General features: G+C 54.5%; 18 protein-coding genes. 9 read left to right on the top strand and 9 right to left on the bottom strand.

All coding sequences use genetic code 11. The annotated features are described in order from the left end of the window. The 3 genes from V7775_RS21415 to V7775_RS21425 all read right to left on the bottom strand — a co-directional run. Positions 1 to 3,184: Ig-like domain-containing protein (locus tag V7775_RS21415; RefSeq protein WP_335753970.1), on the bottom strand; the 3,184-nt coding region annotated here is incomplete at its 3' end. 386 nt (positions 3,185 to 3,570) lie between these two features. Next, positions 3,571 to 6,831, bottom strand: a complete 3,261-nt coding sequence (locus V7775_RS21420; protein WP_335753971.1) for a TIGR03032 family protein — start codon at positions 6,829 to 6,831, stop codon at positions 3,571 to 3,573. A 400-nt stretch (positions 6,832 to 7,231) separates the two neighbouring features. Then, a complete protein-coding gene (locus V7775_RS21425; RefSeq protein ID WP_335753972.1) occupies positions 7,232 to 7,495 on the bottom strand; it encodes a hypothetical protein in 264 nt (87 codons plus the stop codon). A 1,046-nt stretch (positions 7,496 to 8,541) separates the two neighbouring features. On the opposite strand from V7775_RS21425, the gene V7775_RS21430 reads away from it, so the two are divergent. The 3 genes from V7775_RS21430 (at position 8,542) to V7775_RS21440 (ending at position 12,148) form a co-directional block, all read left to right on the top strand. Then, entirely contained in the window at positions 8,542 to 9,714 is a 1,173-nt protein-coding gene (locus V7775_RS21430; protein WP_335753973.1) for a type III PLP-dependent enzyme, read from the top strand. Between the two features lie 68 nt (positions 9,715 to 9,782). Next, positions 9,783 to 10,877, top strand: a complete 1,095-nt coding sequence (locus V7775_RS21435; protein WP_335753974.1) for a carboxynorspermidine decarboxylase — start codon at positions 9,783 to 9,785, stop codon at positions 10,875 to 10,877. Positions 10,878 to 10,906: 29 nt separating this feature from the next. Beyond that, positions 10,907 to 12,148 carry a saccharopine dehydrogenase family protein gene (locus tag V7775_RS21440; RefSeq protein WP_335753975.1) on the top strand — a complete coding sequence of 414 codons (1,242 nt, stop codon included), beginning with the start codon at positions 10,907 to 10,909 and terminating at the stop codon, positions 12,146 to 12,148. A 388-nt stretch (positions 12,149 to 12,536) separates the two neighbouring features. On the opposite strand, the gene V7775_RS21445 is transcribed toward V7775_RS21440, so the two are convergent. Continuing rightward, on the bottom strand, positions 12,537 to 13,892 hold the full coding sequence (locus V7775_RS21445; RefSeq protein ID WP_335753976.1) for a calcium-binding protein: 1,356 nt from the start codon (positions 13,890 to 13,892) through the stop codon (positions 12,537 to 12,539). Between the two features lie 1,283 nt (positions 13,893 to 15,175). Here V7775_RS21445 and V7775_RS21450 point away from each other — a divergent pair. Next, on the top strand, positions 15,176 to 15,403 hold the full coding sequence (locus tag V7775_RS21450) for a metallophosphoesterase (RefSeq protein WP_335753977.1): 228 nt from the start codon (positions 15,176 to 15,178) through the stop codon (positions 15,401 to 15,403). Here the strand turns inward: V7775_RS21450 and V7775_RS21455 are convergent. Next, positions 15,400 to 15,732, bottom strand: a complete 333-nt coding sequence (locus V7775_RS21455; protein WP_335753978.1) for a hypothetical protein — start codon at positions 15,730 to 15,732, stop codon at positions 15,400 to 15,402. The two genes, V7775_RS21450 and V7775_RS21455, sit on opposite strands and share 4 nt — an antisense overlap. Positions 15,733 to 15,754: 22 nt before the next feature. On the opposite strand from V7775_RS21455, the gene V7775_RS21460 reads away from it, so the two are divergent. The 3 genes from V7775_RS21460 to V7775_RS21470 all read left to right on the top strand — a co-directional run bounded on the left by V7775_RS21460 (position 15,755) and on the right by V7775_RS21470 (position 17,793). Beyond that, positions 15,755 to 15,967 (top strand): hypothetical protein, encoded by a 213-nt coding sequence (locus V7775_RS21460; RefSeq protein ID WP_335753979.1) that lies wholly within the window; start codon positions 15,755 to 15,757, stop codon positions 15,965 to 15,967. Between the two features lie 8 nt (positions 15,968 to 15,975). Beyond that, on the top strand, positions 15,976 to 16,305 hold the full coding sequence (locus V7775_RS21465) for a hypothetical protein (protein WP_335753980.1): 330 nt from the start codon (positions 15,976 to 15,978) through the stop codon (positions 16,303 to 16,305). Between the two features lie 936 nt (positions 16,306 to 17,241). After that, positions 17,242 to 17,793 (top strand): hypothetical protein, encoded by a 552-nt coding sequence (locus V7775_RS21470; protein ID WP_335753981.1) that lies wholly within the window; start codon positions 17,242 to 17,244, stop codon positions 17,791 to 17,793. A 1,104-nt stretch (positions 17,794 to 18,897) separates the two neighbouring features. Here the strand turns inward: V7775_RS21470 and V7775_RS21475 are convergent. Then, a complete protein-coding gene (locus tag V7775_RS21475; RefSeq protein WP_335753982.1) occupies positions 18,898 to 19,587 on the bottom strand; it encodes a DUF2306 domain-containing protein in 690 nt (229 codons plus the stop codon). 242 nt (positions 19,588 to 19,829) lie between these two features. On the opposite strand from V7775_RS21475, the gene V7775_RS21480 reads away from it, so the two are divergent. Then, positions 19,830 to 20,801, top strand: coding sequence for a LysR family transcriptional regulator (locus V7775_RS21480; protein ID WP_335754048.1), 972 nt, complete (start codon positions 19,830 to 19,832; stop codon positions 20,799 to 20,801). A gap of 601 nt (positions 20,802 to 21,402) precedes the next feature. Here the strand turns inward: V7775_RS21480 and V7775_RS21485 are convergent. Then, positions 21,403 to 22,548, bottom strand: a complete 1,146-nt coding sequence (locus V7775_RS21485) for an alpha-D-ribose 1-methylphosphonate 5-triphosphate diphosphatase (RefSeq protein ID WP_335753983.1) — start codon at positions 22,546 to 22,548, stop codon at positions 21,403 to 21,405. A 50-nt stretch (positions 22,549 to 22,598) separates the two neighbouring features. Between V7775_RS21485 and V7775_RS21490 the strand changes: the two genes are divergently transcribed. After that, complete coding sequence (locus V7775_RS21490) at positions 22,599 to 23,273, top strand: DUF1045 domain-containing protein (RefSeq protein WP_335753984.1); 675 nt, start codon at positions 22,599 to 22,601, stop codon at positions 23,271 to 23,273. On the opposite strand, the gene phnN is transcribed toward V7775_RS21490, so the two are convergent. Next, positions 23,255 to 23,797, bottom strand: a complete 543-nt coding sequence (gene phnN / locus V7775_RS21495) for a phosphonate metabolism protein/1,5-bisphosphokinase (PRPP-forming) PhnN (protein WP_335753985.1) — start codon at positions 23,795 to 23,797, stop codon at positions 23,255 to 23,257. The genes V7775_RS21490 and phnN overlap by 19 nt on opposite strands. After that, positions 23,794 to 24,477 (bottom strand): phosphonate C-P lyase system protein PhnL, encoded by a 684-nt coding sequence (gene phnL, locus V7775_RS21500; RefSeq protein ID WP_335753986.1) that lies wholly within the window; start codon positions 24,475 to 24,477, stop codon positions 23,794 to 23,796. Before phnL ends, phnN begins: the two co-directional genes overlap by 4 nt. Positions 24,478 to 24,480 lie beyond the last annotated feature (3 nt).

The following is a 24,480-nucleotide window of genomic DNA, read 5'->3' on the forward strand; positions in this document are numbered from 1 at the left end:
CGCTCCGGTCATCCGCATCGATCCCATCGATCCGGAAGCCGTTGGTGCCGTCCAGAGCCGATAACGACAAGCTGGAGCCAAAGCCCCCCGAGCTACCGAACACAACATAGCTTTCGCCCGCAGCGGAAGTGCCGTTCGGATCGGCGTAGAGCGCCCCGATGCTCAGGTCATCGATCCCGTCGCCGTTCACATCACCAGCAGCGGCGACCGGGCGCCCGCTGAAGTCACTCGTATCGATCCCATCAATCCGGAAGCCGTTTGTGCCATCCAGCGCTGACAGTGACAGGCTGGAGGTAAAGCCCCCCGTGCTACCGAACACAACATAGCTTTCGCCCGCGTTGGGGGTGCCGATCGGATCAGCAAGTCGCGCGCTAATGATCAGGTCATCGATCCCGTCGCCATTCACATCTCCGGCAGAGGAAACCGAACTCGCGCTTAGGTCATTCGCATCGATGCCGTCGATCCGGAAGCCGTTTGTGCCGTCCAGCGCTGACAACGACAGGCTCGACGTGAAGCCGCCCGTGTCGCCGAACACAACATAGCTTTCGCCCGCGCTGAAACTGCCGTTCGGATCAGCAAGATATGCCCCGATGATCAGGTCATCGATCCCGTCGCCGTTCACATCCCCGGCAGAGGAAACCGAGAACCCGCTCCGGTCATCCGCATCGATCCCATCAACCCGGAACCCGTTTGTGCCATCCAACGCAGACAGCGACAGGCTGGAGCTAAAGCCCCCGGTGCCGCCGAACACAACATAGCTTTCGCCTGCATCGGATGTACCGTTCGGATCGGCACGATATGCCCCGATGATCAGGTCATCGATGCCGTCGCCGTTCACATCCCCGGCAGAGGAGACCGATCGCCCGCTAAAGTCATCCGCATCGATCCCGTCGATCCGGAAGCCGTTTGTGCCATCCAGCGCGGACAGCGACAGGCTGGAGCTAAAGCCCCCCGAGCTGCCGAACACAACATAGCTTTCGCCTGCATTGGAGGTGCCGTTCGGATCGCCACCAGTTGCCCCGATGATCAGGTCATCGATCCCGTCGCCATTCACATCACCGGCAGAGGAAACCGAGAAACCACTGCGGTCATCCGCATCGATCCCGTCGATCCGGAACCCGTTGGTGCCATCCAGCCCAGACAGCGACAAGCTGGCGGTGAAGCCTCCCGTGTCGCCGAACACAACATAGCTTTCGCCGGAGGAGCTGCCGTTGGGATCGGCGGTAGGGGCTCCGATGATCAGGTCATCAACTCCGTCGCCGTTCACATCCCCGGCAGAGGAAACCGACACACCGCTGTTGTCAACCACATCTATCCCGTCGATCCGGAACCCGTTGGTGCCGTCGAGTGCAGACAGCGATAGGCTGGAGGCGAAGGGGTTTGTGAGCGCGAAACTGCCGTCCGTCACTGCATAGGTAAAGCTGTCGGTGCCATCGACACCAGCGGCCAGCGCCTCGAACGCGCCGTTAGGATCATAGTCAAAGGTTCCGTCAGCGTTCACCGTCACCAGCGCGCCCGAGGCCAGCGTGATCTGGCTGCCCACATTCGCCGCCACGCCGTTCACCGCAGCGATCGACATCAGGTTGTTGGGTGAATCGTCCCGATCGAAGCCGTTGCCATTGTCGGCCAACACATCGCCAGACAGCGGCGTATCCTCATTCGTGGCCACGTCGTCATCGGCGGCATCCACGACAGCATTCTCGCCAAAGATCACATAGCTTTCGCCTGCAAGGGATGCACCGTTCGGATCGGCACGATCCGCCCCGATGATCAGGTCATCGATCCCGTCGCCGTTCACATCACCGGCAGCAGAGACCGAGCGCCCGCTTAGGTCACCCGCGTCAATCCCGTCGATCCGGAACCCGTTTGTGCCATCCAGCGCAGACAGCGACAGGCTAGACGTGAAGCCGTCCGTGCTGCCGAACACCACAAAGCTTTCGCCGGAGGATGTGCCGTTCGGATCGCCACCGAACGCCCCGATGATCAGATCATCTATCCCGTCGCCATTCACATCTCCAGCAGAAGAAACCGAGTACCCGCTGAAGTCATTCGCATCGATCCCGTCGATCCGGAAGCCGTTTGAGCCGTCCAGCGCAGACAGCGACAGGCTGGAGGTAAAGCCCCCCGTGTCGCCGAACACAACATAGCTTTCGCCCGCGCTGAAGGTGCCGTTCGGATCGGCTCGATTCGCCCCGATGATCAGGTCATCAATCCCGTCGCCGTTCACATCCCCAGCAGAGGAAACCGACCATCCGCTGTAGTCACTCGCATCGATCCCGTCGATCCGGAAGCCGTTTGTGCCATCCAGTGCCGACAACGACAGGCTGGAGGTAAAGCCGCCGGCGTCGCCGAACACAACATAGCTTTCGCCCGCGACGGAGGCGCCGTTCGGATCGGCGAAGGCTGCTCCGATGATCAGGTCATCGATCCCGTCGCCGTTCACATCTCCAGCAGAGGAAACCGAGAACCCGCTATTGTCAGTCGTATCTATCCCGTCGATGCGGAACCCGTTGGTGCCATCCAGCGCCGATAGCGACAAGCTGGAGCTAAAGCCCCCCGTGTCGCCGAACACAACATAGCTTTCGCCCGCCTCGGCGTAGGTAGCTCCGATGATCAGGTCATCGATGCCGTCGCCATTCACATCTCCGGCAGAGGAGACCGAGCGCCCGCTATAGTCACCGGAATCGATCCCGTCGATCCGGAACCCGTTAGATCCATCCAACGCAGACAGCGACAGGCTGGAGGTGAAGCCCCCCGTGCTGCCGAACACCACATAGCTTTCGCCCGTATAGGAGCCGCCGTTCGGATCACCACCAGACGCCCCGATGATCAGGTCATCCACGCCGTCGCCGTTCACATCCCCCGCAGACGAGACAGACCGTCCGTTTTGATCATACGCATCGATCCCGTCGATCCGGAAGCCGTTTGTGCCGTCCAGCGCAGACAATGACAGGCTGGACGTGAAGCCCCCCGTGCTGCCGAACACAACATAGCTTTCGCCCGCACTGTAGCCGCCGTTCGGATCGGCACCGAACGCCCCGATGATCAGGTCATCGATCCCGTCGCCATTTACATCGCCCGCAGACGCGACCGATCGCCCGCTGTAGTCACCCGCATCGATTCCGTCGATCCGGAAGCCGTTAGTGCCGTCCAGCGACGAGAGAGAGAAAACAGTTTTGATCATGGAAAGGCATCCTTTACCCGCGGGCTTTGTTTGCGCCAGGGGTCAGGCTGGCAATTGGTCCGGGGCGCAAAGGCCCTACAGTGCTGTCGCTTTGGAGAGGAACGTCAGGCCCGTGGGCCAGCGGGTCAGAACCGCAAAAAATAACAAGCCGCTCAGTCGTGCTGCACAAATAGCAGGACGCGTCGCGCGAGTAGGCTTGCCTTCATCGTCATAAGAAACGGGCTGCGCAGAAATAAAAAACCAACGAGTCAAAAGAAGCCAGAAATCGAATTATATTAGTTAACAATGACATAATTCGCTCTCAAACGATAGTTTAAAAGGATGGAAGATCCGATACACGCATGACGTGTATCGGTCCTCGTTTCACCGCCGCGGCTCTAGCCACATCAACCGATGATCTTGGTGTCGTCTATCGACACAACCCTGCGGATCTCGTCCGAGCGGAACCCGATCAGGCTTGGCTTGTGGGCGTCAGCGATCACCGCGATGTCGAACAGTTCTGTCACCACGCCAGTGATCCGCAACCAATGCACCACATCACCCGTGACCGTATCGATCACAAACACGCCACAGCGCGGTGAGACGTTCTCGCGGTCCAGCCGCTCTTGCAGCTCCAGCCCGCCGAATGTGTTATTCTCGCGCGGCTCGGACGCACCGACGATGGCGTAACGGCCCAGAAACGTCAAACCCCGCAGATAGCCCGGACAAAAGGCCACAGCAGTAAAAGTGCCACTTGCAGGATCAATGGTGCCGATCTCGCCCGTTCCGGCGTTCAACAGCCACAACTTGCCGTCATGCCAACGCGGTGAATGCGGCATCGACAGGCCAGTCGCCGCGATCTCGCCGCTGTCCACATCGACCACAACACCACCGTCGCGGCGGTGCTCACGCCACCCGTCCGCAATATCCGAGGTTGAGACCGCCGTGACAAAAGCTGGCCTGCCATCACGCATCGCCATGCCGTTCAAATGGCAACGATCCTCAGCAGCAAGCCGACTGATAAAGCCGGGTTTCCACAAGGCCTGAAAGCTATGGGTCGGGCTGACAGTCGCAAGGCAAGAAAACAGTGTATTCACAAACACAACCGACCCATCGGCGTCAAAGGCAATGTCGTGGACATCCAGATCACCAGTGTAATGCGCCAGCTGCGGCACATAGACTGGGTCCTGACCCGCGGTCGGCGTGCCATGATGGCCATCAACAAAGGTGATGATCTGCGTCAGCGCTGCAACCGCCAGCCTGCTGTCGTCACATGCGATGCCCATGGGGCGTTCGACGTGGCGGTTGAAGACCCAGAGCTTTCCCGTCTCGGGATCGGTGCCGATCATCAAGACCATTCCTGCCTGATAGGTGGAAATGGCGAGCGCCGCGTTTGCCTCTGAAAGAAAAGACGTGAACTGCCGGGATGTGGTGATATCCATCAACGGTTCAGCGGCCCCGGACGTATCAACACCTGAAGGCGCAGCTTTGGTCTTGGTCATCTCAGATTCCTTAAACAGGCGCGGGTTTTGCGCATTTGGTGCAACAGGTTGTTCTTGCGGGGCAATGATCAACGGATCCACATCTACGAAAGACGCTGCAGAATGAACAGCAGGCATCGACATAGGGTCAACGCCAGCGATCTGGTGCAAGAGCATCGCAACATCCGCCGTATACTGCGCGATATCACACAGCGGGGTTTGGTTTATGTGCTCAGCGAGGGCACGGCGCGTCGCGCGCAAGGCGACCGGATCAGCGGCCAGTTGCACGGCAATCTCGACATAGGCATCCTTGTCCTGCGCGATCCACTCAGGATGATTGGCCGCCGTCAAAACGCTCGCCCCCATACGCGCAGAAAACCGATCCCCTGCCAAAGTGACAACAGGTGTGCCCATATAGAGCGCCTGACACGTGGTTGTGCCGCCCGCATAGGGAAAGGGATCAAGTGCAATATCAATGCGATGATAGGTGCGCATCGCCGGGGCGAAATCCTCCGGCCCTTCCAGAATGAGCCGTGCGGGGTCAATGCCCTTTGCCTTGAATTTGCCTGCAACCTCAGTCTGGATTTCGGTTTCAGAAAATGCGCCGCATTTGAGGATCAGATCGGTGTCGGGTGCCGCTGCCAAGATACGGGCCCACACATCAATGACTTGCCCATTTAGCTTTGGCAGATGGTTTAACGATCCAAATCGCACACGTTCGCCCGGTGCCGGAAAAGCGGGCTGCGGCATTTCGGTGGGCGGATCATAGCACAGAAAGCTATGGGGAAGCCGCGCTATTGTCTCAGAGTATACGTCGTTGTGTACGGGCGGGATTAGCACCTCGTCGGCGATCAGAACGTCGATGCAGGGATGCCCCGTGGTTGATGGATAACCAATGAAACAGGCCTGCACAGGTGCTGGTCGCAAGGCCATGATGCCAGGCCTGTTGTTTGCGGTGTGCCCGGACAGATCAACAAGCACATCCAGCGCGTCACCAGCAATCAGCTGCGCCGCTGCAGCATCGTCAAGCATCTTGACCGAACGCGTCTCACTGGTACGCAGCAGCCGCTTTGCCGTCGCATCGCTGCCTTCTTGCGAGAGATAAACCGTTGTTACGACCCCGTGATCCGCAAGGCGCTCAAGCAGTGGTTGCACAAAAAGTGCAACGGGATGACGGGATTGAAAATCCGCGCTGAGGAACCCAACCCTGAGCGGTCCGGGTGGCCGCTGACCCGTCGGTCGCACCCAATCTGGCTGCATATGATGGGCCATTGCCGCTGCATGGATTTGGGCAATATCGTCAGCCTGTGCATCCGGATCGTACAAGCTGCCCATGAGAGAGGCTGAGAGCGCTTCCTTCGGCCCCCCGTCGGCCAGCACGTCGCGAAAGACAACAAGCGCCTCTTCAATGCGACCGAGGTTGAGCAAGCAATTGGCCCGATCTGGCGCGATAAGCGTCTCTGAGGGGTCCAATTCATCTGCACGGTCAAAGCAGGCCACGGCCTTCAAGTAGTGGTGGGTCTTGCGATACGCGACACCCAAATTGTGGTGCGCCGTCGCGGAATTCGGAGAGCGTCCGGTGATCGCCTTGAGCAAACCCACAGCACCTTCACCGTCTTTCAAATCCATCAGTGCCGAAGCCAGCCGTGTCTCTGCCTCATTGCGCAGCGCGGGATCACGCGCCGCGCGTTTGAGCAGAGGTACGGCTAAATCCGGGAGGCCCTTGTCCCAGGCTGCCTTTCCGGCCTCCAACGCCAGTGCTGCGTCCTCTGGCAGGGCGTCAGCTGCGGCACGCCACGCGGCAAAACTTGCCTGAAGGTCACCCCCTTCGGCGACTGCCTGCGCACGTTTGACCCATGCTTCGCGAAAGTCTGGTCGCTGCATGATCGCTTGGTCAAAAGACTCCACGGCGCGGTCGATGCGATCCGACTGGTCCGCATTGTCCCAAAGCGCACAGCCCAAATTGAAATGCGTCTCCGCCGGCGCATCGCCAAACTCCGTCGCAGCCTCGTACAACGAAATCGCTTCAGCAAGATTTCCACGCCCGCGTGCCAAACGCCCAAGGTTCGTCAGCGCACCCGCATGTCTGGGATCGCCCGCCAAAACATCACGGTAGCTGCGTTCAGCTTGATCCAGAGCGCCCGCGCCATGCGCAGCCACCCCTCGCGCAAAAGCCACCTCGGTCATCGTGACATTCCTTTCGGCGTTCGCAATACAGACACTCCCGAAAGCCCGATGCCCATCTCGGTACACGGGCGTTTTCAACTTAGATATAAATCTCTAAGTTGCTATATATGCGTCGTGTCTAACACCTTCCCGTGATCCCTTGAAACAACGCTTTTGCTTCTTTGGCGGAAATTTCGGCTACGGGTAGCCACACATCGTGGGGACCAGACATGATAATGATCAAGCGAAATAATGTTCAAGCGAGCGAAAAAGCCTAAACCGATGGCTTCTTTCGACGGCGGTGCGCGCAAATACGCATGCGCCACGAACATCCGCTTTCCACCCAGAGTATCGGAATGCACCATACTTCATATATCGCAGTTTCCAGCAAAAACCTATCTTACCAATGGGACAGATGTGATCATTCGTAAGGCACAATAAGCTGGTTAAGAAGCGGCACAGGAGCAATCTGACTGAGCCTTCTCGGCACAAAAAGCGGGTCTCTCGATACGGTAGAAGCCTCATTGGTCAAATCAGAAAATTGAATTTCCTCAACAAACCCACCCTTCGTGACGGCGGCAGTTTTCGACATGCTGCCATACTGCCCACTTGGCAGAATATTAAAAAAGAGGGCCTCCTGAGCCTTCATAGCAATAGTGAGTGAGACGACGCGATTTCTGTGCATTCAATCATCCGCTTGATTGCCCTCAGGCTCGGCCCACCCATGAAAGACAAGACTGAACGCGGTAGTAGCGGACAGCCTGTCATCCCTTCGAGCAAGGCAAGGCCCATCAGTCAGACTGAACCCAGCCCTTTCTCAGAACTAACTTTCTCCGCTATTGCCACCTCGACGACGAAGATGATCGAGTTGGCGCATTTCTCTCTTAGGGTGGTGTCCATAACTTTTCCAGGTGCAGCGCCTCCTAAGCCGCGCTGTGAACTGATGAAAGCAAAGGTTTCAGGTTCGCTGGCAGCCTCTACGACAGTTGTTGCCACTTCGAATTATTGTTCCAGCCGCCTAGCCCAGTAAGACTTACCGACACCCGGTGGGCGGAGTAGCAGCATAGGCGCAAACTGTGAGTCCCGAAGGTCTCCGCGTACGGCTCTAATTTTCTTGGTCGTGTCAGCATCCCAAAACTGGACTCTACCCTGTCAGCCCGAAGGTATTTCCTGATGGTATTGCGAGACGGCCCAGCCCGCCGTGAAATCTTGCGAACGAGCATCTTGTCCATCAGCGTCCATCGTCGAATACCGCTCGAGAACCCGATGCCTATTAATCTAATGACCCCAAACGGGAATTTGTCGTTTTAAGGTCGCAGCAACTTCTGAATGTATATTCCCGCGACGAATGGCACGACTTATGATTTGATCTGTGAGCGAAAGCGATACTTTCATTGACGTTTGAGCGCATTCTGTCCGTCAAAAAGGCAGACCACGCTATGGATGATCACTCACTCGTATTAGTGAACGATACCATCGTTTGATGAACCTCAATATCATCTGATAGTCGTTTCTTTGCTGATCGCCAAAAAAAGTGTCAAGCCATCGCATTTTCCTACTTGAAACGAATCCAAAGTGAGCGCAAATGACGCCTATAGACGCCAACGCACGCGCCTCTGGCCGGTGAAAGTCAACGCACACGTGTTTACGTAGCGACGGTAACGTCTCCCTTGGAACTGAGCGGTCTCGCGTGGGGAAACCCATTATGGCCGAGTCTACTGGAGATGACCAATGACTGTACACTTCACGCCGCTTACGGCGGCTACTCCCGTTTCGAATGCGGCTAAATTGGACGAGTATGTCGCGGCCCGCGACTTTGACAAGCCAACGCTTGTGATCGACCTTGATCGCGTTTCCACACAATTTCAGGCGTTGAAGGCCGGGCTCGGTCGGGCAGACATCCATTATGCCGTGAAGGCTAACCCCGCCAGTGCAATCATTGCACGTCTGGTCGATCTGGGGTCTCATTTTGATGCCGCATCAAAGGCTGAAATCGCTCTGTGCTTGGCAAAAGGTGCGCGCCCAGAGAACATCTCTTTTGGGAACACAATTAAGCGATCTTCTGACATTGCTTGGGCTTGGGGCGAAGGCATAAAAGTTTTCGCAGCGGACGCCGCGGAAGAGCTTGAGAAGATCGCAATCAATGCACCGGGTGCATCGGTTTATATCCGTTTGATTGTTGAGGTATCTGAGGCTGACTGGCCACTGTCACGCAAGTTTGGTTGCGATCGCGACACAGCCTTGCGCCTGCTCGATATGGCAGTTTCTTTGGGTTTGAAACCTGTCGGGTTTTCATTTCATGTCGGATCTCAGACACGGCGCGCGGACATGTGGACGCCAACGTTGGATGCCGTGTCCCAGATTTGGCAAACAGCAATTGACGCAGGCCATGACCTGTCAATGCTGAACATCGGAGGTGGTTTTCCGGCATTTTACGGCGAAGAAATCCAGGCACCAACAGATTACGCCGCCGAGGTCATCGCAATGGTCGAGGCGCGGTTCCCGAACGTTGAGACACTGATGGCTGAGCCGGGACGTGGCATGGTCGCTGAAGCTGGCGTTATCGTGGCAGAGGTCATGCTGGTAAGCCGTAAATCTGAACGTGACCTGCATCGGTGGGTCTATTTGGATATTGGCCGTTTTTCTGGCCTTGCCGAGACGGAAGGCGAAGCCATTCGCTACCCATTCCAGACTGCGCGCGATTCCGAACCGATGGGCCCTTGCATTCTGGCTGGCCCAACGTGTGACAGCGCAGATATTTTGTATGAAAAGCGCCCCGTCTCCTTCCCGCTCTCGCTCAAGTCGGGTGATCGGGTGTTGATCCGCAATACGGGCGCATACACGTCTACTTATTCATCCGTCTGCTTTAACGGTTTTCCGCCACTAGATGTTGTCGTCATTTGAGTGCCCAAAACGTCCCGGAATGATGCTAATGTTGTCTCTCGACATTGGCCCTAAAGAAAGCTCACGCCTTGCAAACGCCATTCTACCTCATCGATAAGTCCCGCTTGCTTCCCAATCTCGAGAAAATAGCATGGCTGCGTGACGCATCAGGGGTTAAATGCTTGCTGGCGCTCAAGTGCTTTGCCACGTGGTCGGTCTTTGATTTCATGGCTGAATACATGGACGGGTCAACATCATCATCCTTGTTCGAGGTCCGCTTGGGTCACGAGAAATTCTCGGGTGAAACCCATGCGTATTCTGTGGCTTATGCAGATCATGAAATTGATCAGGTTTTGGCGTGTTCCGACAAGATAATTTTTAACTCTATTGGCCAGTTGACCAAGTTTACGGAAAAATCTGAAGGTCAAATTCGCGGCTTGCGGGTCAATCCGGGTGTTTCGACCTCGGATTTCGATCTTGCCGATCCGGCGCGCCCATTTAGTCGGCTTGGCGAACATGACCCCGCTGCGATTGATGCTGTCGCGCATCAAATCAGCGGCTTGATGTTCCACAACAACTGCGAAAATGACAGCTTTGAACGTTTCGATGAGATGTTGACCTTAATCGAAGATCGTTTTGGCACGGTGATCCACAAAATGGATTGGATCAGTTTGGGCGGTGGGATTTATTTTACAGGCGAGGATTATCCGCTCGAACGTTTCGCCGCGCGCCTCAAGGCATTTGCTGCGCGTTTTGGCGTTCAGGTCTACCTTGAACCCGGAGAGGCGGCGATTACTGGCGCCGCGACGCTTGAGGTCACTGTGCTCGACACGATGCACAACGGCAAGAACCTCGCGATTGTTGATAGCTCTATCGAGGCGCATATGCTCGACTTGCTGATCTACCGCGAGCCTGCAAAAATTTTGCCGAATACGGGCGCTGAGGAATGGATGATCTGCGGAAAGTCTTGCCTTGCTGGCGATATCTTTGGCGAGTTCCGATTTGACGCTCCGCTCAGGGCAGGTGACCGGCTTTCGTTTCAGGATGCCGCAGGTTACACAATGGTCAAGAAGAACTGGTTCAACGGGGTGAAGATGCCAAGCATCGCTATCCGTGAACTGGATGGAAGCACTCGCATGGTGCGTGATTTCGACTACAACGACTTTGCTGCGGCATTGTCATAACTCACAAATATTAGAGGTCTCTTGGATACATGAAACGTAATGTTCTTATCATTGGCGCCGGTGGTGTCGCACAAGTCGTCGCGCATAAATGCGCTCAAAATAACGATGTTCTGGGCGACCTGCATATCGCAAGTCGTACCATAGCAAAGTGCGACGCGATTATCGCCAGCGTGCATGAGAAGAACGCGATGAAACAAGACGGGGTTTTCCAATCCCATGCGGTTGACGGGATGGACACAGGCGCCGTCGCTTCATTGATCAAATCAACAGCCACGCAGATCGTTATCAACGTCGGCTCCCCTTTTGTGAACATGACCGTGCTTGAAGCCTGCATCCAGACTGGTACCGCCTATATCGACACAGCGATCCACGAAGACCCAACCAAAATCTGCGAAACCCCGCCATGGTATGGCAACTACGAATGGACGCGCCGCGACGATTGCGCCGCCGCGGGCGTGACGGCGATCTTGGGTGCCGGTTTTGATCCCGGCATGGTGAACGCTTTCGCCAGGTTTGCAGTGGATGAATTCATGGACGAGGTCACATCGATCGATATCGTCGACATCAACGCAGGCAGCCACGGCAAGTATTTCTCGACCAATTTCGATCCTGAAATCAACTTCCGCGAGTTTACCGGCACAGTCTACAGCTGGCAGCAAGGCGTATGGCAAAAAAACAAGATGTTCGAGGTTGGTCGGGAATGGGACTTGCCCGTCGTCGGCAAGCAAAAGGCCTATATGTCGGGCCACGACGAAGTGCATTCGCTTGCTGCCAACTATCCTGAGGCCGACATTCGGTTCTGGATGGGTTTTGGCGACCACTACATCAACGTGTTTACTGTTCTTCAAAACCTCGGCCTTTTGTCTGAGCAGCCAGTGACGACCGCCGAGGGGCTCGAGGTTGTACCGCTCAAATTGGTGAAGGCCGTCCTGCCCGATCCATCCAGCCTCGCACCCAATTACACTGGCAAAACTTGCATAGGCGATCTGGTGAAGGGCATCAAAGACGGCAAAGAGGTCGAAGTCTTTGTCTACAATGTTGCCGATCATAAGGACGCGTACAATGAAGTCGGCAGCCAGGGTATCTCCTATACTGCGGGCGTTCCCCCAGTTGCTATGGCGATGTTGATCGCTGACGGCAGTTATGACAGCGGCACCATGCTGAATGTCGAAGAGTTGGACCCGAAGCCACTGTTTACATTGCTCGATACCATCGGGCTGCCCACGCGTGTTAAAGACGTAAACGGTGACCGCGAATGGAACCGTTCTTAACCTTCGCTTAGAGACGCCGACATTCACAAGGAAGTGGGATGCGATGTCGGCCTCTTTCGCCAGCATGAGGTGGAAACCGGACATCAGTGCAATTGCGGCCTTATGTGCCAAACGCACCAAAACTTGTGAAACCCGCTGCGGTATAAAAGGACATGGAACACTCGGTATTCGGACCTATCAAGAAACAGGTGAATTAGCGGGCCAGCGCAAGGTTGTAGTGAAGGCCGATTTGGACGCCATAGACCTAGCGCTGTGTGCTGCCATGAGGGCGCCCCTAGAAACCAGGCGCACAGTATCACCGGACCACGATTTCACCCTGCCCCCCCTTGGGGAGTTAGGGCGGTAGCGCTCGCCTAAGCGCTATCGCCTTCGCGTTGCTGAGTACAGGTTAAACAAGCGCCAAAACGTCTTCAAAGATAAAGTCACTATTGTCCAGATCAACCTCATCGAAGTTCTGGAGTGTAACCGCATCGCGTGTGCTGGTCCGGATTTCCAAGTCACTACCGATTTGTGTTATGATCATATCCCCCATTCCAAACCCAAATCCAAAGCTGGTAAAATCAAGTAAATCGACACCATCCTCAAAATCCTCAATCTGGTCGGCACGGCTCCGATCATCAAAGATAAAGACGTCGGCCCCTGCCCCGCCTAGCATTCTGTCATCACCCCAGCCACCATCGATGGTGTCGTTGTTGTTGTCGCCGTAGATGATGTCCTTTCCTGCACCGCCAAGGATCAGATCAGCCCCGTTGCCGCCATAGAGTTTGTCGTTGCCATGTTCGCCGATCATCGTGTCGTTGCCGTCGGCGCCATAGATCCGATCGTTTGCGTTTCCGCCGTCGAGATAATCATCGCCCGTACCACCATTGATAAGGTCGTTGTCTGAGCCGCCGTAGATGACATCAGAATCTTTGCCACCCAACAACTTGTCAGCGCCGGAACCGCCCATGATCAGGTCTTCGCCGTCACCACCGTCGATGGTGTCTTTGCCCGTTCCACCGTCTAGAGTGTCAGAGCCAGCCCCGCCTTTGATACTGTCGCTCCCTCCGCCTGCGATAATTTCGTCCGCAGCATCGCTGCCCACGATTGTGTCGCTACCTTCAGAAACGGTAATGACGGGCGCGTCGGCCAGTACAAAATCACTTTCATCAATATCTGTGAGTGCCATGTTTTCTAGCAATACATAGTTGCCATCTTTAAAGGAGATACGCACACCCGAACCGTCGGCTTGTAGGCCCATCTGGGACAGGCTCCAGATGTTCATGATCGACACGTCCAGCTTGTCTTCGCCTTGGGTGAAATCGGTGATCGTGTCCTGACCTGACCCCGACGCAAAAATATACGTATCTGCCCCAGAGCCACCGGACATAAGATCGTTTTCTTTGCCTCCATCCAGTGTGTCATTGCCATCGCCGCCATGCAGCGTGTCTTCACCAGTTTCGCCAATCAGCAGGTCATTCCCTTCACCGCCGAACAACAAGTCCTCTTGGTTACCGCCATTCAAAACGTCCGCGTCTAATCCGCCCCACAATGTGTCGCGCCCATTGCCGCCGAGCAATGTATCGTTTCCTTCGTCGCCGGTAATTGAATCGTTGCCACAGACACCGTCGATAAGGTCATTGCCTTCCCCACCAGTTACGCGATCTGATCCCCCCAAAGCAGAGTAGACATCATCGCCTGCCATCAGGTCGATAAAATCAGCAGTCATATTGCCGGTGAGTATGTCATTGCCCGTTGTTGGCATAATTTTAATCCCCAAAATTAGAAAAATAACGCAGTAAGCGGTTGAATTAGCGGTTAAACAATATCTGTTTTTTTGATAGCGACAGGTAGCAGCCCACCGCATTCCAGATCGGAAGATGTCTTCAATTGAAGTATAGTTAATACGAGGTCTTCCGAATTTGTCTGCAACTTGGCATCTTTAAGGCGCAAATAGGGCAATTCTCAACTGTGGCGGGAACCATTGTTTTGGATCACGAAACAACATTACTGCATCCAATAGTATTGGATCAGCATGCGTAAAGTGCGGCATCCAAATATTCGAATCGTTTGGTAGTTATTTTAGGGTCCCCAGCAGAACTTCGTCCTGCCGTAACTTCACAACACTCTCTTCAGCTTGGATCTCTTTATGGCCATCGTTGGCCTTCCGTATTCCTAACTATAGGGTCGGGCTACTTCAAAGGGGAGGCCCACAACCTTCTTTTACGACCATACGTCTTGCGAGATCATCCAAGGCATCTCTTCATGCAATTTTGCAGCGAATTCATCTGCCCAATCCGTGTTATTGGTGAGAAAGATCTGCATTCCTCGCAACAAAGGTTCCAACCGTTCAAATTCCACTCACTTCAAATGCGAGAGTCCAACGGCAGCAGGATGGGACCTTCCAAAATCGATTGGCGCGAACATTGATGCGGTTACGTTCCATATAGCTCAGCACTGGCTTGTCAGTGGAGTCAGCCTTGCGGTCGTCGTTTTCTCTAACGGGAAATATATTGAGGGTACTTTGGTCAACAAGTGTTTTATTTCTGCGTATGCTCTTCGTTCGGGACAATGCGCGTCATCGAGAGCGTCATGGTGACATCCTTTCAAAGCACAGGCCAAAGTGGACCGCGCCAAGGGCCAGAACCGTTGTGGTTTAGCAATTATGCCTGAAAGGCTCTGGAGTCCGCGGGAACATTTAAGGAACAAACTGAGCCGAAATTCAAGTGGCCGCGTCGAACACCGCTAAATAGGAATTGGTTTCATCACCAAAATGCTCAATATTCCGTAAGACACTGATAAATATAGATGACCACCGACAGCGGAACTGTCAGTGGTCATCTGATCTGGGTCGATAGGGCAAAAAACCTTACAGAATGGTCGTGTTATGGTGTGTCTCACATTCATTGACGTCCGACATCGAAAGTACATTCTGACCGACACCTCACGCCAATAAAAACAAAAACTTAGATTTAGACGCCACAAATCTAAATCCGTCTTGCGACGTCTAAAACCCGTTCTACGTCACCTAACTTGCGGACAAAAATCATGAATCTCTTAACCCTCGCCGATCTACATCTTGATTTCTACCTTGAAGATGGGGTGGACCCATTCGAGAAAGTTCCTGAAGAACAGCGCCACGCTGTCACCCACTGCGTGCTTGCAGGCGACCTGAGCAACAAGGGACACAAGAGGTGGGCACGTTGTTTACCATGGGTGGCCGAGCAATTTCCGAACGCTCAGATCTTTGCGCTGCCTCGAAACCACAACTACTAAGACGGGAACATTGATCGAGAAGACAAGGTGCAGGATGTGGCTGCCGCCCATGGCGCCGCATTTCTCCAAAATCCGAATGTTTCTTCGGGCGACATCGCTTCCTGAGCTGCACACTGTGGACAGATTTTCAGATCTTTGGCGATAAACCCGCAAACCTTCAGCGCGCTGCTAACCACATGAATGACTATCACTACATTCGGGTCGCCAAAACGGGTTACAAGAACCTCACGCTGATGCAAACCGCGCAAATTCATGTGGAGCACCGTCAATGGCTGGAAGAACTCCTCTAGGAAAAATTTGACGGCGAGACGACGGTGATCACGCATCATGCACCCCATCTCAAGGCGTCGGATGGCACGCCCGCCATGGGACCTTGTTTACGCCTCGGATCTCGAAACGTTGATCCTAAAACATCGACCCGAATGGTGGTTGTACGGACACACACATCATCGTGTCACATTCAGCGTTGGCCCGACGTCGCTGACCAACATTTCGATTGGCTATCCTGGACAGATAGATTTGGTCAATGACCTCGCGCCCTTTACCTTCGAGTTGGAAGAGTGAGTAACATCATGCCAGACATCCCCTTTCTCAGCGTCGCACTTCTTGATTTTGAGGCAAGCAGCCTCGCTCCGGACAGCTGGCCCATTGAAGTCGGCCTCAGCTGGATTGACCGCAATCTTAAGGTCCAGACCTATCATAGCTTGATCCAGCTGGTGCCTGAATGGCCAGAGCATGCGGGTTCACCAGCCAGCGCCGTGGCACACAACATCCCACGTCGCGCTCTGGATACAGCCCCCGACGTGACAGAGTTTGCAGAGCAACTGCCAGGGCCCTGGGTGGCCGCATCGCGCTATCCGATGCGCCTCCGTTCGAGCGTTACTGGCTTGATAGATTGTTAGCCGCCGCCCGTGTTACGGATCACGCTTCAATCCAGGATTTTAAGACCGTAACGCTGAGCGCCTTCTCTTCTCGAGCATTGGATCACCTTTACGAGCATCTTGACCGTAGAAAGGCACCGCACTGTGCGGGCCCCGACAGCACAAGATGCGCAAACGCTTGGCTTGCTGGTCTGCGCTGCTATGAGGAACGATAGTGGAATTTTTGTTCACAGAGCGAGGCGTGGTTGTTGCGGCACGCATTATTGAGTGCATTGCGATTAATCCAAAAATCAACCTCCTGAGCGGGTTAAGCATCTCCGACGCAGCGACGAAGAAATGGAGCTGTGGCTCTGGCGTCCTTACATTGTCCGGATGGAACCCGTTCAGACGCTGACGGTCAAAGGCAGCCATCTGAATTTCAGTGTAGCGCTCCTCAATCCTCTTCCTGGTATACGGCGGCAACCTTAAAATCGTCTGCGCGGCAAACGAGACATGAGGGCGGATTGCGGACTTTCTCTGTGCGCCGCACCAACGGCAGCTATGCGCAGAAAGTGTACTTTGCAATGTCGCGCGAATGCCCCAAAACTACCGTTCGCCTTGACCCCGCGCGCTGCGGCGCAGTTTCTCCGAAGCAGACATTGATACGTTGCCGCAGTATTTTGAGGTATTAGATCTGCAATGCGGACCAAGCCGTCGTAAGGCCTCGCACTAATGAACTTAGAGTAGAGAGTTTGATCTCGGCTTCAATATCATAATGCTTACTAGAAGCGTGGAACAAAATTCTGTACCGTTCTTGAGAACAGGTTAAGTTCATCACGCAAATAGTTTTGTAAATTTCCAAATGAACCAAAAATCAAGTAAATCATTCCCGATACCTCGAAATTTCACAAAAAAACCACCTTTCGCTTTGCAGCCGCACTTATTGGGCTAAGTGCATTGCAAGGATGTGACGTCGCGGTGGGTCTCGTGGTGGCGCCGTTCGCCATTGGCGGCGAAGCTATTGTCGACACTGTTGTCGTCCAATCTTCCATTATTCAACCGGTGGCGGTCATCGACGCTTCGGGGAAAGTGCTGGCCGGCCCTGCCGACCCATCCAAAAGACCAGAGAGCACATTGCGGCTGTCAGGGTCAACAATCAGCTGCTCAGGCAGGTCAACGGGTCCTGAAAAATTTTCCCTGCGCTGCAACAATGGCTGGAAAACCACGGTCATGACGGCAGCTCGCGGTCCCGGTGTCTTTGACGCGGTCAATCGCGTTGGCCACGCGGTCCACCTTTCTTTTACCAAAAGCAAACACGCATCGACTAGCTGTTCCGGCAATTACATCGCACCCGCCGATGAGGAAAGTCCGTTTCTGATCAAGTGCACAGATTTCAAAGAGGAGTGGGCCGATTTCAAAAAGACCAAAAGAACCAATGTTGCGACGGGCAGTCGAACCGGGGCCGTAGCGGTTACAAAAACCGCATCCGGCACAAAGCAGATTAATATCTGGTTTGGTCCAGCCTCCTGAAACCTGCGCTGTCCGGTATTCGACATATGAAATCCGTTACAGCGCCGGCCATCGAAAGGCCTTTGTCTTGGCTATCACTTCATATCACTCCCGTCTTTGCACTATGCTAAAAAGGTCTCTCAGGGCGTTTCAGCTTGTTGTTTGTTCGCTGGCCTTACCCATGGTTTTGACGGCTTGCGACACAACGGCTGATTCAACTCTCAAGCCCTCCGGCAGCGATCTCTGGGTCCAGAAGGTCAGCGTTATCGTCGAACCCGGGCGAGAGGGGTCGTCCCTTGGACAGATGTCCCCATCGAAGAAAAACTTCCGCCCAAGGGATATGGTCTTACCAAAAGCAAGATCGTTTCCGATTACACACGGGTGCTGGAATCCGCATTGATCCCAGCCTCTGAAACCGGCACCAGACCCGTGATCGTGCAAGTCACAATCGACAGTATGTATCTTCCGAAATCCGGACAACAAACGGCTTACGACACTAATGCGAGTGTTACTGTTTATGTTGACGTCATCGACGCTCAGAAAAGCACCATACTGGTCTCGCAAAAACGGGTCTTTGTAGGATTGGATACCAGGCCATTTTGGGGTACCGGCACAACTGAAGTACAGACTTACAACTTGATGGTTTCTAGGGTTGCTGTCAGGTTGAAAGAAGGACTATTAAACTGATCAAGCCCTTATACTAAGGGGAACTTTCGGTGACTTGCACTTTTATCTTAGTGGTTTGCAACTGCTGCTTTGGGGTATCGTGCGGTCATGCGGCAGTGCAGAGAGAAACCCAATTTTAAGGCTGTACAATTGTCGGCTCGTGACATCGTCGTGGTGTTGGCCCCTACTTGCTGCCTTGCTGCGATTTCAAACTTTCCGCTCTTTGTGCTGGATGCCGTAGATTTCATGAATGACGAGTCTCGGCTGTGGTTTCAAAGCGGACTCAGGGCGGAGCAGAAAGAAAGCTGCTTATTGTTTCGAGCGAATGTCAGCTCCCTCTTTTTCAACCTAACCCTGTCGCGCCCGCAGCGAATGGCAGCTTGGAGCCCACTTTGCCGTTTTTCTCCAAAACGGCCCAAGTTCGTAATTGCTGCTACATTACGCCCATAGCTGGTCATCTTATTGCCCTACACCAGATGGGTTCTCGCTCAAAACTCTTACCACTGACTGCCGTTTTGGGGCCAAAATCGCCCAAATCAACACTTCGGCAATCAATAGATTGAGCGCCCATGCGAACACCATCGTGGCGTCGCGCAGCGGCCCTGTCATCTCTGTCTCAAAAAAGATCATCCACCCAATGCCGATGAACGTCTGCGTGGACGCGCCTTGGCCTATCGCATAGGCGCGCAACATGTAGGCGCTGTGCTGAAACACATTCCGAAACCTGACCGCAATAACGGACCAAACTATAAAGCAAATCATCAGAAAACCGAGGATGATCCGCGCCCAATACAGCAAGTTCCCCTGAAGACTAATTGGAAAGCTGTAGAAATGAGTCATCCACAATCCACTTCCCGCAGAAAGACAACCTGCCATAGCGACAATTCGACCAAACGCACGGTGTGCTGCAGGATGCTGCCGCCTGATGCTTGGCAGGAACTGAATTGCGCCGAGAAGACAAAACATGAAACTGCTCAGAATGTGCAGGACGATGGGGAAGGGTGTTGCTGACGCCCGCGGGTTATCGGGTGCGATCGCGGGTCCACCTACGAATTCGAGCACGCGGAACAAACCTCCAAAGGTCGGTATGAACGAGTACACAAGGATCAAGGTCAGGATCGTCCATTCCGATTTGCTGAGAACCTTCATGAGTCGACCCCCTGATTTTCTGTTACAGCAGCGGTTTCAGTCATGTGCTCCAATCCACCCGGTCGATGCGCCCAGCATGCGGTGCTGGCTTGGTACTCTTTGGTCCTCAGTTGCCGACTGATCGCGACCCGCCATGAGCCAAATTGGTAGTTGGTCATAGGAATTGTCTGCTGTCTTGTTGGGTCAACCGACGCGTCGACGGATCGATTGCGGATATGCATGTTAACCAACTTCCATGATTGATGTGCTTTGTTCACATTCGTCTAGCTGGTTTGGCATTTCTACAAAATTGCATATTTTTGCAGTTCTGCTATACACAAATAATGGAGTGGAAAAGATCAGCTTTTGACTGGAACCAGGCGCGGGCGTTTCTTGCCACTGCTGAAGAAGGGTCGCTTTCTGCAGCGGCTCGTGCGCTTGGGCTAACCCAGCCCACACTTAGTCGACAAGTTGCTAACCTCGAAGAAAAGCTTGGTGTGACACTGTTCGAAAGGACCTCACGCGCGCTGTTGCTTACCCAGGCGGGGACGCAGTTGCTTGAGCATTTCCGAAGCATGGGTGAGGCCGCAAATCGTATTTCCATCGCGGCCACAGGCCAATCCGAAGCGGTGACTGGGCATGTGGCTATTGCCTGCACAAATGGAATGGCAACCTTTTTCCTCCCGAAAATACTCAAGAAACTTCAAGCGGCAGCGCCAGGCCTTCAGATTGAAATCATAGCTTCCAATGAAATGAGCGACCTGCGGCGGCGTGAAGCGGATATTGCGATCCGGCACGCCCGCCCTCAGGACAAAAACCTTTTCGCTAGACGCGTACGGGACACGACTGGCCATCTTTTTGCATCATCAGAATACCTTGATGCCGTCGGTCGTCCTTCGCATCCCTCGGATTTTTCCAAGATGCAGTTTGTCGGCTTTGAATATCCTGAACGTATGCTTGGACTCATGGCCTCGCGCGGTCTCAATTTGACGGTGGCAAATTTCAACTTATCCACGGCAAGCGTGACCATGTCGTTGGAACTGATGCGCAAGGGGCTGGGTATTGGCATTCTGCCAGTCGACATCGGCACCGCCTATCCCGAGCTTGAAAACCCCTATCCGAATTTTGAACCCATAGAGATAGAATCTTGGCTCGTCGCGCATCGGGAATTGAAGACAAACCTCAGGATTCGACTGGCATTTGACCTGTTGGCAGAGTGTTTGAGCACAAAGTAGCTAAATGCTGGAAAGTGGCCGTTCGCTCGCAGCGCGGCGAAGGTCAGAAAAGTTCGCACTGCAGACCATGACCCAGACCGTGCCGAAGGTCCGGTTCGGGTCAGTATTGCGTTACGCCGCCCCCTGATAACCATCAGAGATCCCCAGCCATCGAGTCAAAGGTGCGCAACGTTCCACAGCTCTTTGAAGAGGGAACATATCGACAAAAATTAAAAGGCGGATCCTGAGGATCCCCCTTCTTGGGTTCTATAGCTTTACAAACTGCAAAGTCCGATGTGACGCAATTTCGATCACCGGTATTCAATCACCCGCAAAATTCCCCAGAAAACCCGTCTTTTGTCGTAAAGACGGACTTTCGATGTCGAACATCAGGAGCCAGAAAAACTAATAGCATGCGCACTGGTTGATTTTCGTTTCTGATACAGACAGCAAAAAAATTGAAGAAAAGCAGGGCCTTCTCGCAATGCAATCATAATTTGAAAAAGATGAAGCGTGCGCAAAAACCCATATCATGTAATCGATCCCGACATCTGTCGACTGCCCGCTCAGTCGAATATCGCCACTTTGAAGCGGTGTCATGTCGTTTCGATTTGATGGAATTTTAAGAGACACGTTTACCAGCACTCCAAGTTTCTTGCAGGACAGGTGTTTTGCCGTTGATGGAAAAGCGGATGATGTCTGCCCGTTGGCCTACCTCCAATGTGCCGCGATCGGCAAGGCCGACGGCCTGTGCCGGTGCAGCTGTGACCGTACGCATTCCACGTGCAAGGTTGCCCCAGATGTCACCCAGCTGGACAGCGGCCATCAGCAAACCAGCTGGCACATAATCAGACGACAGGATGTCCAATCGATCCATTTGCGCGAGGTCTGCCGCCGCGACGTTGCCAGAATGTGAGCCCCCACGGATCAGGTTAGGCGCCCCCATGATCGTAGCAATGCCCTTGGCATGACAGGCATCGGCTGCAGCAACTGTGGTCGGGAACTCAGCCACACGCACGCCATAAACATGGCTCGTCGCTACCTGATCGGCCGTAGTGTCGTCATGGCTGGCCAAGGTCGCACCAAGGCGCTGCGCGGCGGCCACCGTCGCGGCTTCGTGTTTGGTGCCCAGCCGCGCCTGAAGCTCATACAGGAACTCAAGATACCTTCCCCATTTTTCATCGGTGTAGGTACGCTTGCCGCGGATATAAGTCTCGAACTTGGAGATATCGGCAAATTGACGCTGCCCAGGTGTGTGATCCATAATCGACACAATCCCGATGCGGTCTTCGGTTGAGAACTCATCCAACTCGTCGATCAACGTTTCGGAGCAAACCTCCGCACGCAGATGGATATGGTGGCTGATCCGCAAGAGACCCAAGTCCCGTGCCCCTATAATCTCATCGGTCATCTGGCGGGCATATTTTGGATACCCCGACCCTGTATCGGACACGATAGACCCGACACGGATCGCGTCAAAGACAGTTGTTATCCCTGCACCGGCCAATTCACGGTCATGGGCCAGAATGGCTGCACGGAATGGCCAGCTCACTTTGGGGCGTGGCTCCAGATGGCGCTCGACGTTGTCGGTGTGCAATTCGACCAGACCGGGCGACAGGTAGTCGCCTTCAATATCAATCGCTCCAGTTGGAACTGACGTGCCTGTGGTGATATCTGTAATCACGCCATCTGCGGTAACCACTGAACCCGTGATGACTTCGTCATTCAAGATAAGGCGCGCATTGGCGAAAATTGTTTCGACTGTCATGTTGATGTCACGCTAAATTGGCAGAAGTCATATATCTGCGGGGAAACAAAATGTTTGAACGATACGCCGTCTTTTATACGCCCACCGGCCCTTTGGCCGACTTCGGAGCGCATTGGTTGGGGTGGGATAGTGGCACAAGTAGTGCGGTGCCCTATCCCGAGATTGCGGAGATTGACGTAGCTTCGGTCACGCAAACACCGCGCAAATACGGGTTGCATGGCACCCTCAAGGCGCCGTTTCGGCTGGCGACAGGGTGCGAGGTAGCACAGCTGCAAGACGCGGCAGAGATTTTTGCCGCCGAGCAAGCCGCTTTCAGGATTGGTACGCTTTCGTTGCGCCATGGCAGCGGTTTCGTGGCCCTGCGCCCCCGCAGCCAAGAGATAGCCCTGCGGAACTTCGCAGCAGCTACCGTAAAAGCGTTTGATCCGTTTCGCGCACCCTTGACTGATGCCGATATTGCCCGCCGCCGCGAGGCCAAGTTGACTGCCAGACAAGACCAACAAATGCTGGACTGGGGCTATCCGTTTATCTTTGACGACTTCCATTTTCACTTGACGCTGAGCGGCTGCCTGAATGCTGACGCGGCTGCACACTTGATCTGCGCGCTCTCGCCGCGTTTGGAAAAAATCGTCCCAGACCCATTCATGATCGATGCGGTCGCTCTTATGGGCCAAGATGCGCATGGTATGTTTCATCAAATCCATCGTTACGCCTTGACCGGATAAAGGCAGTCGAGTGCGGCCCGAACCGTCTGTTCAAGAGGTCCGCTGTTGTCGAGGTGAGTTGCTTCAATCCCACTCGGTAGACCCGCCGTCGCACGCTCAAGCCTTCCTGCAATTTGCGTCTCTGTTTCGCGGCCACGGGCAGTCAGTCGCGCGGCAAGAACATCACGGTCAGCAGTGAGGTTGATCACATCAAACCGTGCGAAGCGGTCTTGTGCGCGGATTAAGACGGCACGTGACAGGTTCGCCAACACATCACGGCCGTCTTTCAGGTGCGTTTTAGCGGCGATAGGGATTGCGTAATGCAGACCATGTGCCTCCCAACTCAACATGAAGGCCCCCGCGTCCTTAAGCGATTGAAATTCCACCACCGTAACCCCGTCAAACTCCTCGTTACCCGCATTACTGGGCCGGGTAATAACGCGGCGCGCCAGAACGATCCGTGGGTCGCGGTCCGCCATCGCTTGCATGACGCTGTCTTTGCCGACTCCTGACGGTCCGACGACGGCTACAAATCGCCCGCTCATGCCGCCAGCCCCGGAGTGAATTGCGTCACGTCAAACTGGCGATCACAGATTTCATCGCGGGCAGCGTGGTCGTGGAATATGCCAATGATCGCGGCACCGCGCGCCTTAGCCTCTGCAATCATAGCCAGTACCGTCGCACGGTTCGTCGGATCAAGACTGGCCGTCGGCTCATCAAGCAAAAGGGCCGGATAGGGAAATGCAAATCCACGGGCGATGTTTACGCGCTGCTGTTCACCACCCGAAAAGGTCGTCGGGCTCAAGGTCCACAGACGCTTCGGAATATTCAGACGGGTCAACAACATTTCGGCCTGTGCGATTGCTATGTCCCGCTCTGTGCCCGTGGCCAGTAGCGGCTCTGCGACCACATCCAGTGTAGACACACGCGGCACGACACGCAGGAACTGACTGACATACCCTAAAGTGCGCCGTCGCAGTTGGATTATCTCGCGCGGCGCGGCACTGGCCACATCAAGATCGCCCACCATGATCCGGCCAGAAGCGGTTAGGTAGTTGCCATAAATCATCCGCATCAGCGTTGATTTCCCAGCTCCAGAGGCTCCGACCAGCGACACGCATTCACCCGCCGCAACAGTCATGCTCGCGTCCTGCATCACAGGAATTTCTGCAGTACCTTGGTTGTGGAGCACAAAGGATTTCGAGACATTTTCAATAGAGATCATTCG

Origin of the sequence: Sulfitobacter sp. (genome assembly GCF_036960155.1) — a bacterium.
In the GTDB taxonomy this organism is placed as follows: Bacteria; Pseudomonadota; Alphaproteobacteria; order Rhodobacterales; family Rhodobacteraceae; genus Sulfitobacter.

Coding starts and splice junctions, on each gene's coding strand:
- V7775_RS21420 (WP_335753971.1), bottom strand. CDS start 6,831: ATGACCGAGGTGGCTTTTGCGCGAGGGGTGGCTGCGCATGGCGCGGGC.
- V7775_RS21425 (WP_335753972.1), bottom strand. CDS start 7,495: ATGCACAGAAATCGCGTCGTCTCACTCACTATTGCTATGAAGGCTCAG.
- V7775_RS21430 (WP_335753973.1), top strand. CDS start 8,542: ATGACTGTACACTTCACGCCGCTTACGGCGGCTACTCCCGTTTCGAAT.
- V7775_RS21440 (WP_335753975.1), top strand. CDS start 10,907: ATGAAACGTAATGTTCTTATCATTGGCGCCGGTGGTGTCGCACAAGTC.
- V7775_RS21445 (WP_335753976.1), bottom strand. CDS start 13,892: ATGCCAACAACGGGCAATGACATACTCACCGGCAATATGACTGCTGAT.
- V7775_RS21450 (WP_335753977.1), top strand. CDS start 15,176: ATGAATCTCTTAACCCTCGCCGATCTACATCTTGATTTCTACCTTGAA.
- V7775_RS21455 (WP_335753978.1), bottom strand. CDS start 15,732: ATGATGCGTGATCACCGTCGTCTCGCCGTCAAATTTTTCCTAGAGGAG.
- V7775_RS21460 (WP_335753979.1), top strand. CDS start 15,755: ATGGCACGCCCGCCATGGGACCTTGTTTACGCCTCGGATCTCGAAACG.
- V7775_RS21465 (WP_335753980.1), top strand. CDS start 15,976: ATGCCAGACATCCCCTTTCTCAGCGTCGCACTTCTTGATTTTGAGGCA.
- V7775_RS21475 (WP_335753982.1), bottom strand. CDS start 19,587: ATGAAGGTTCTCAGCAAATCGGAATGGACGATCCTGACCTTGATCCTT.
- V7775_RS21480 (WP_335754048.1), top strand. CDS start 19,830: ATGTGCTTTGTTCACATTCGTCTAGCTGGTTTGGCATTTCTACAAAAT.
- V7775_RS21485 (WP_335753983.1), bottom strand. CDS start 22,548: ATGACAGTCGAAACAATTTTCGCCAATGCGCGCCTTATCTTGAATGAC.
- V7775_RS21490 (WP_335753984.1), top strand. CDS start 22,599: ATGTTTGAACGATACGCCGTCTTTTATACGCCCACCGGCCCTTTGGCC.
- phnN (WP_335753985.1), bottom strand. CDS start 23,797: ATGAGCGGGCGATTTGTAGCCGTCGTCGGACCGTCAGGAGTCGGCAAA.
- phnL (WP_335753986.1), bottom strand. CDS start 24,477: ATGATCTCTATTGAAAATGTCTCGAAATCCTTTGTGCTCCACAACCAA.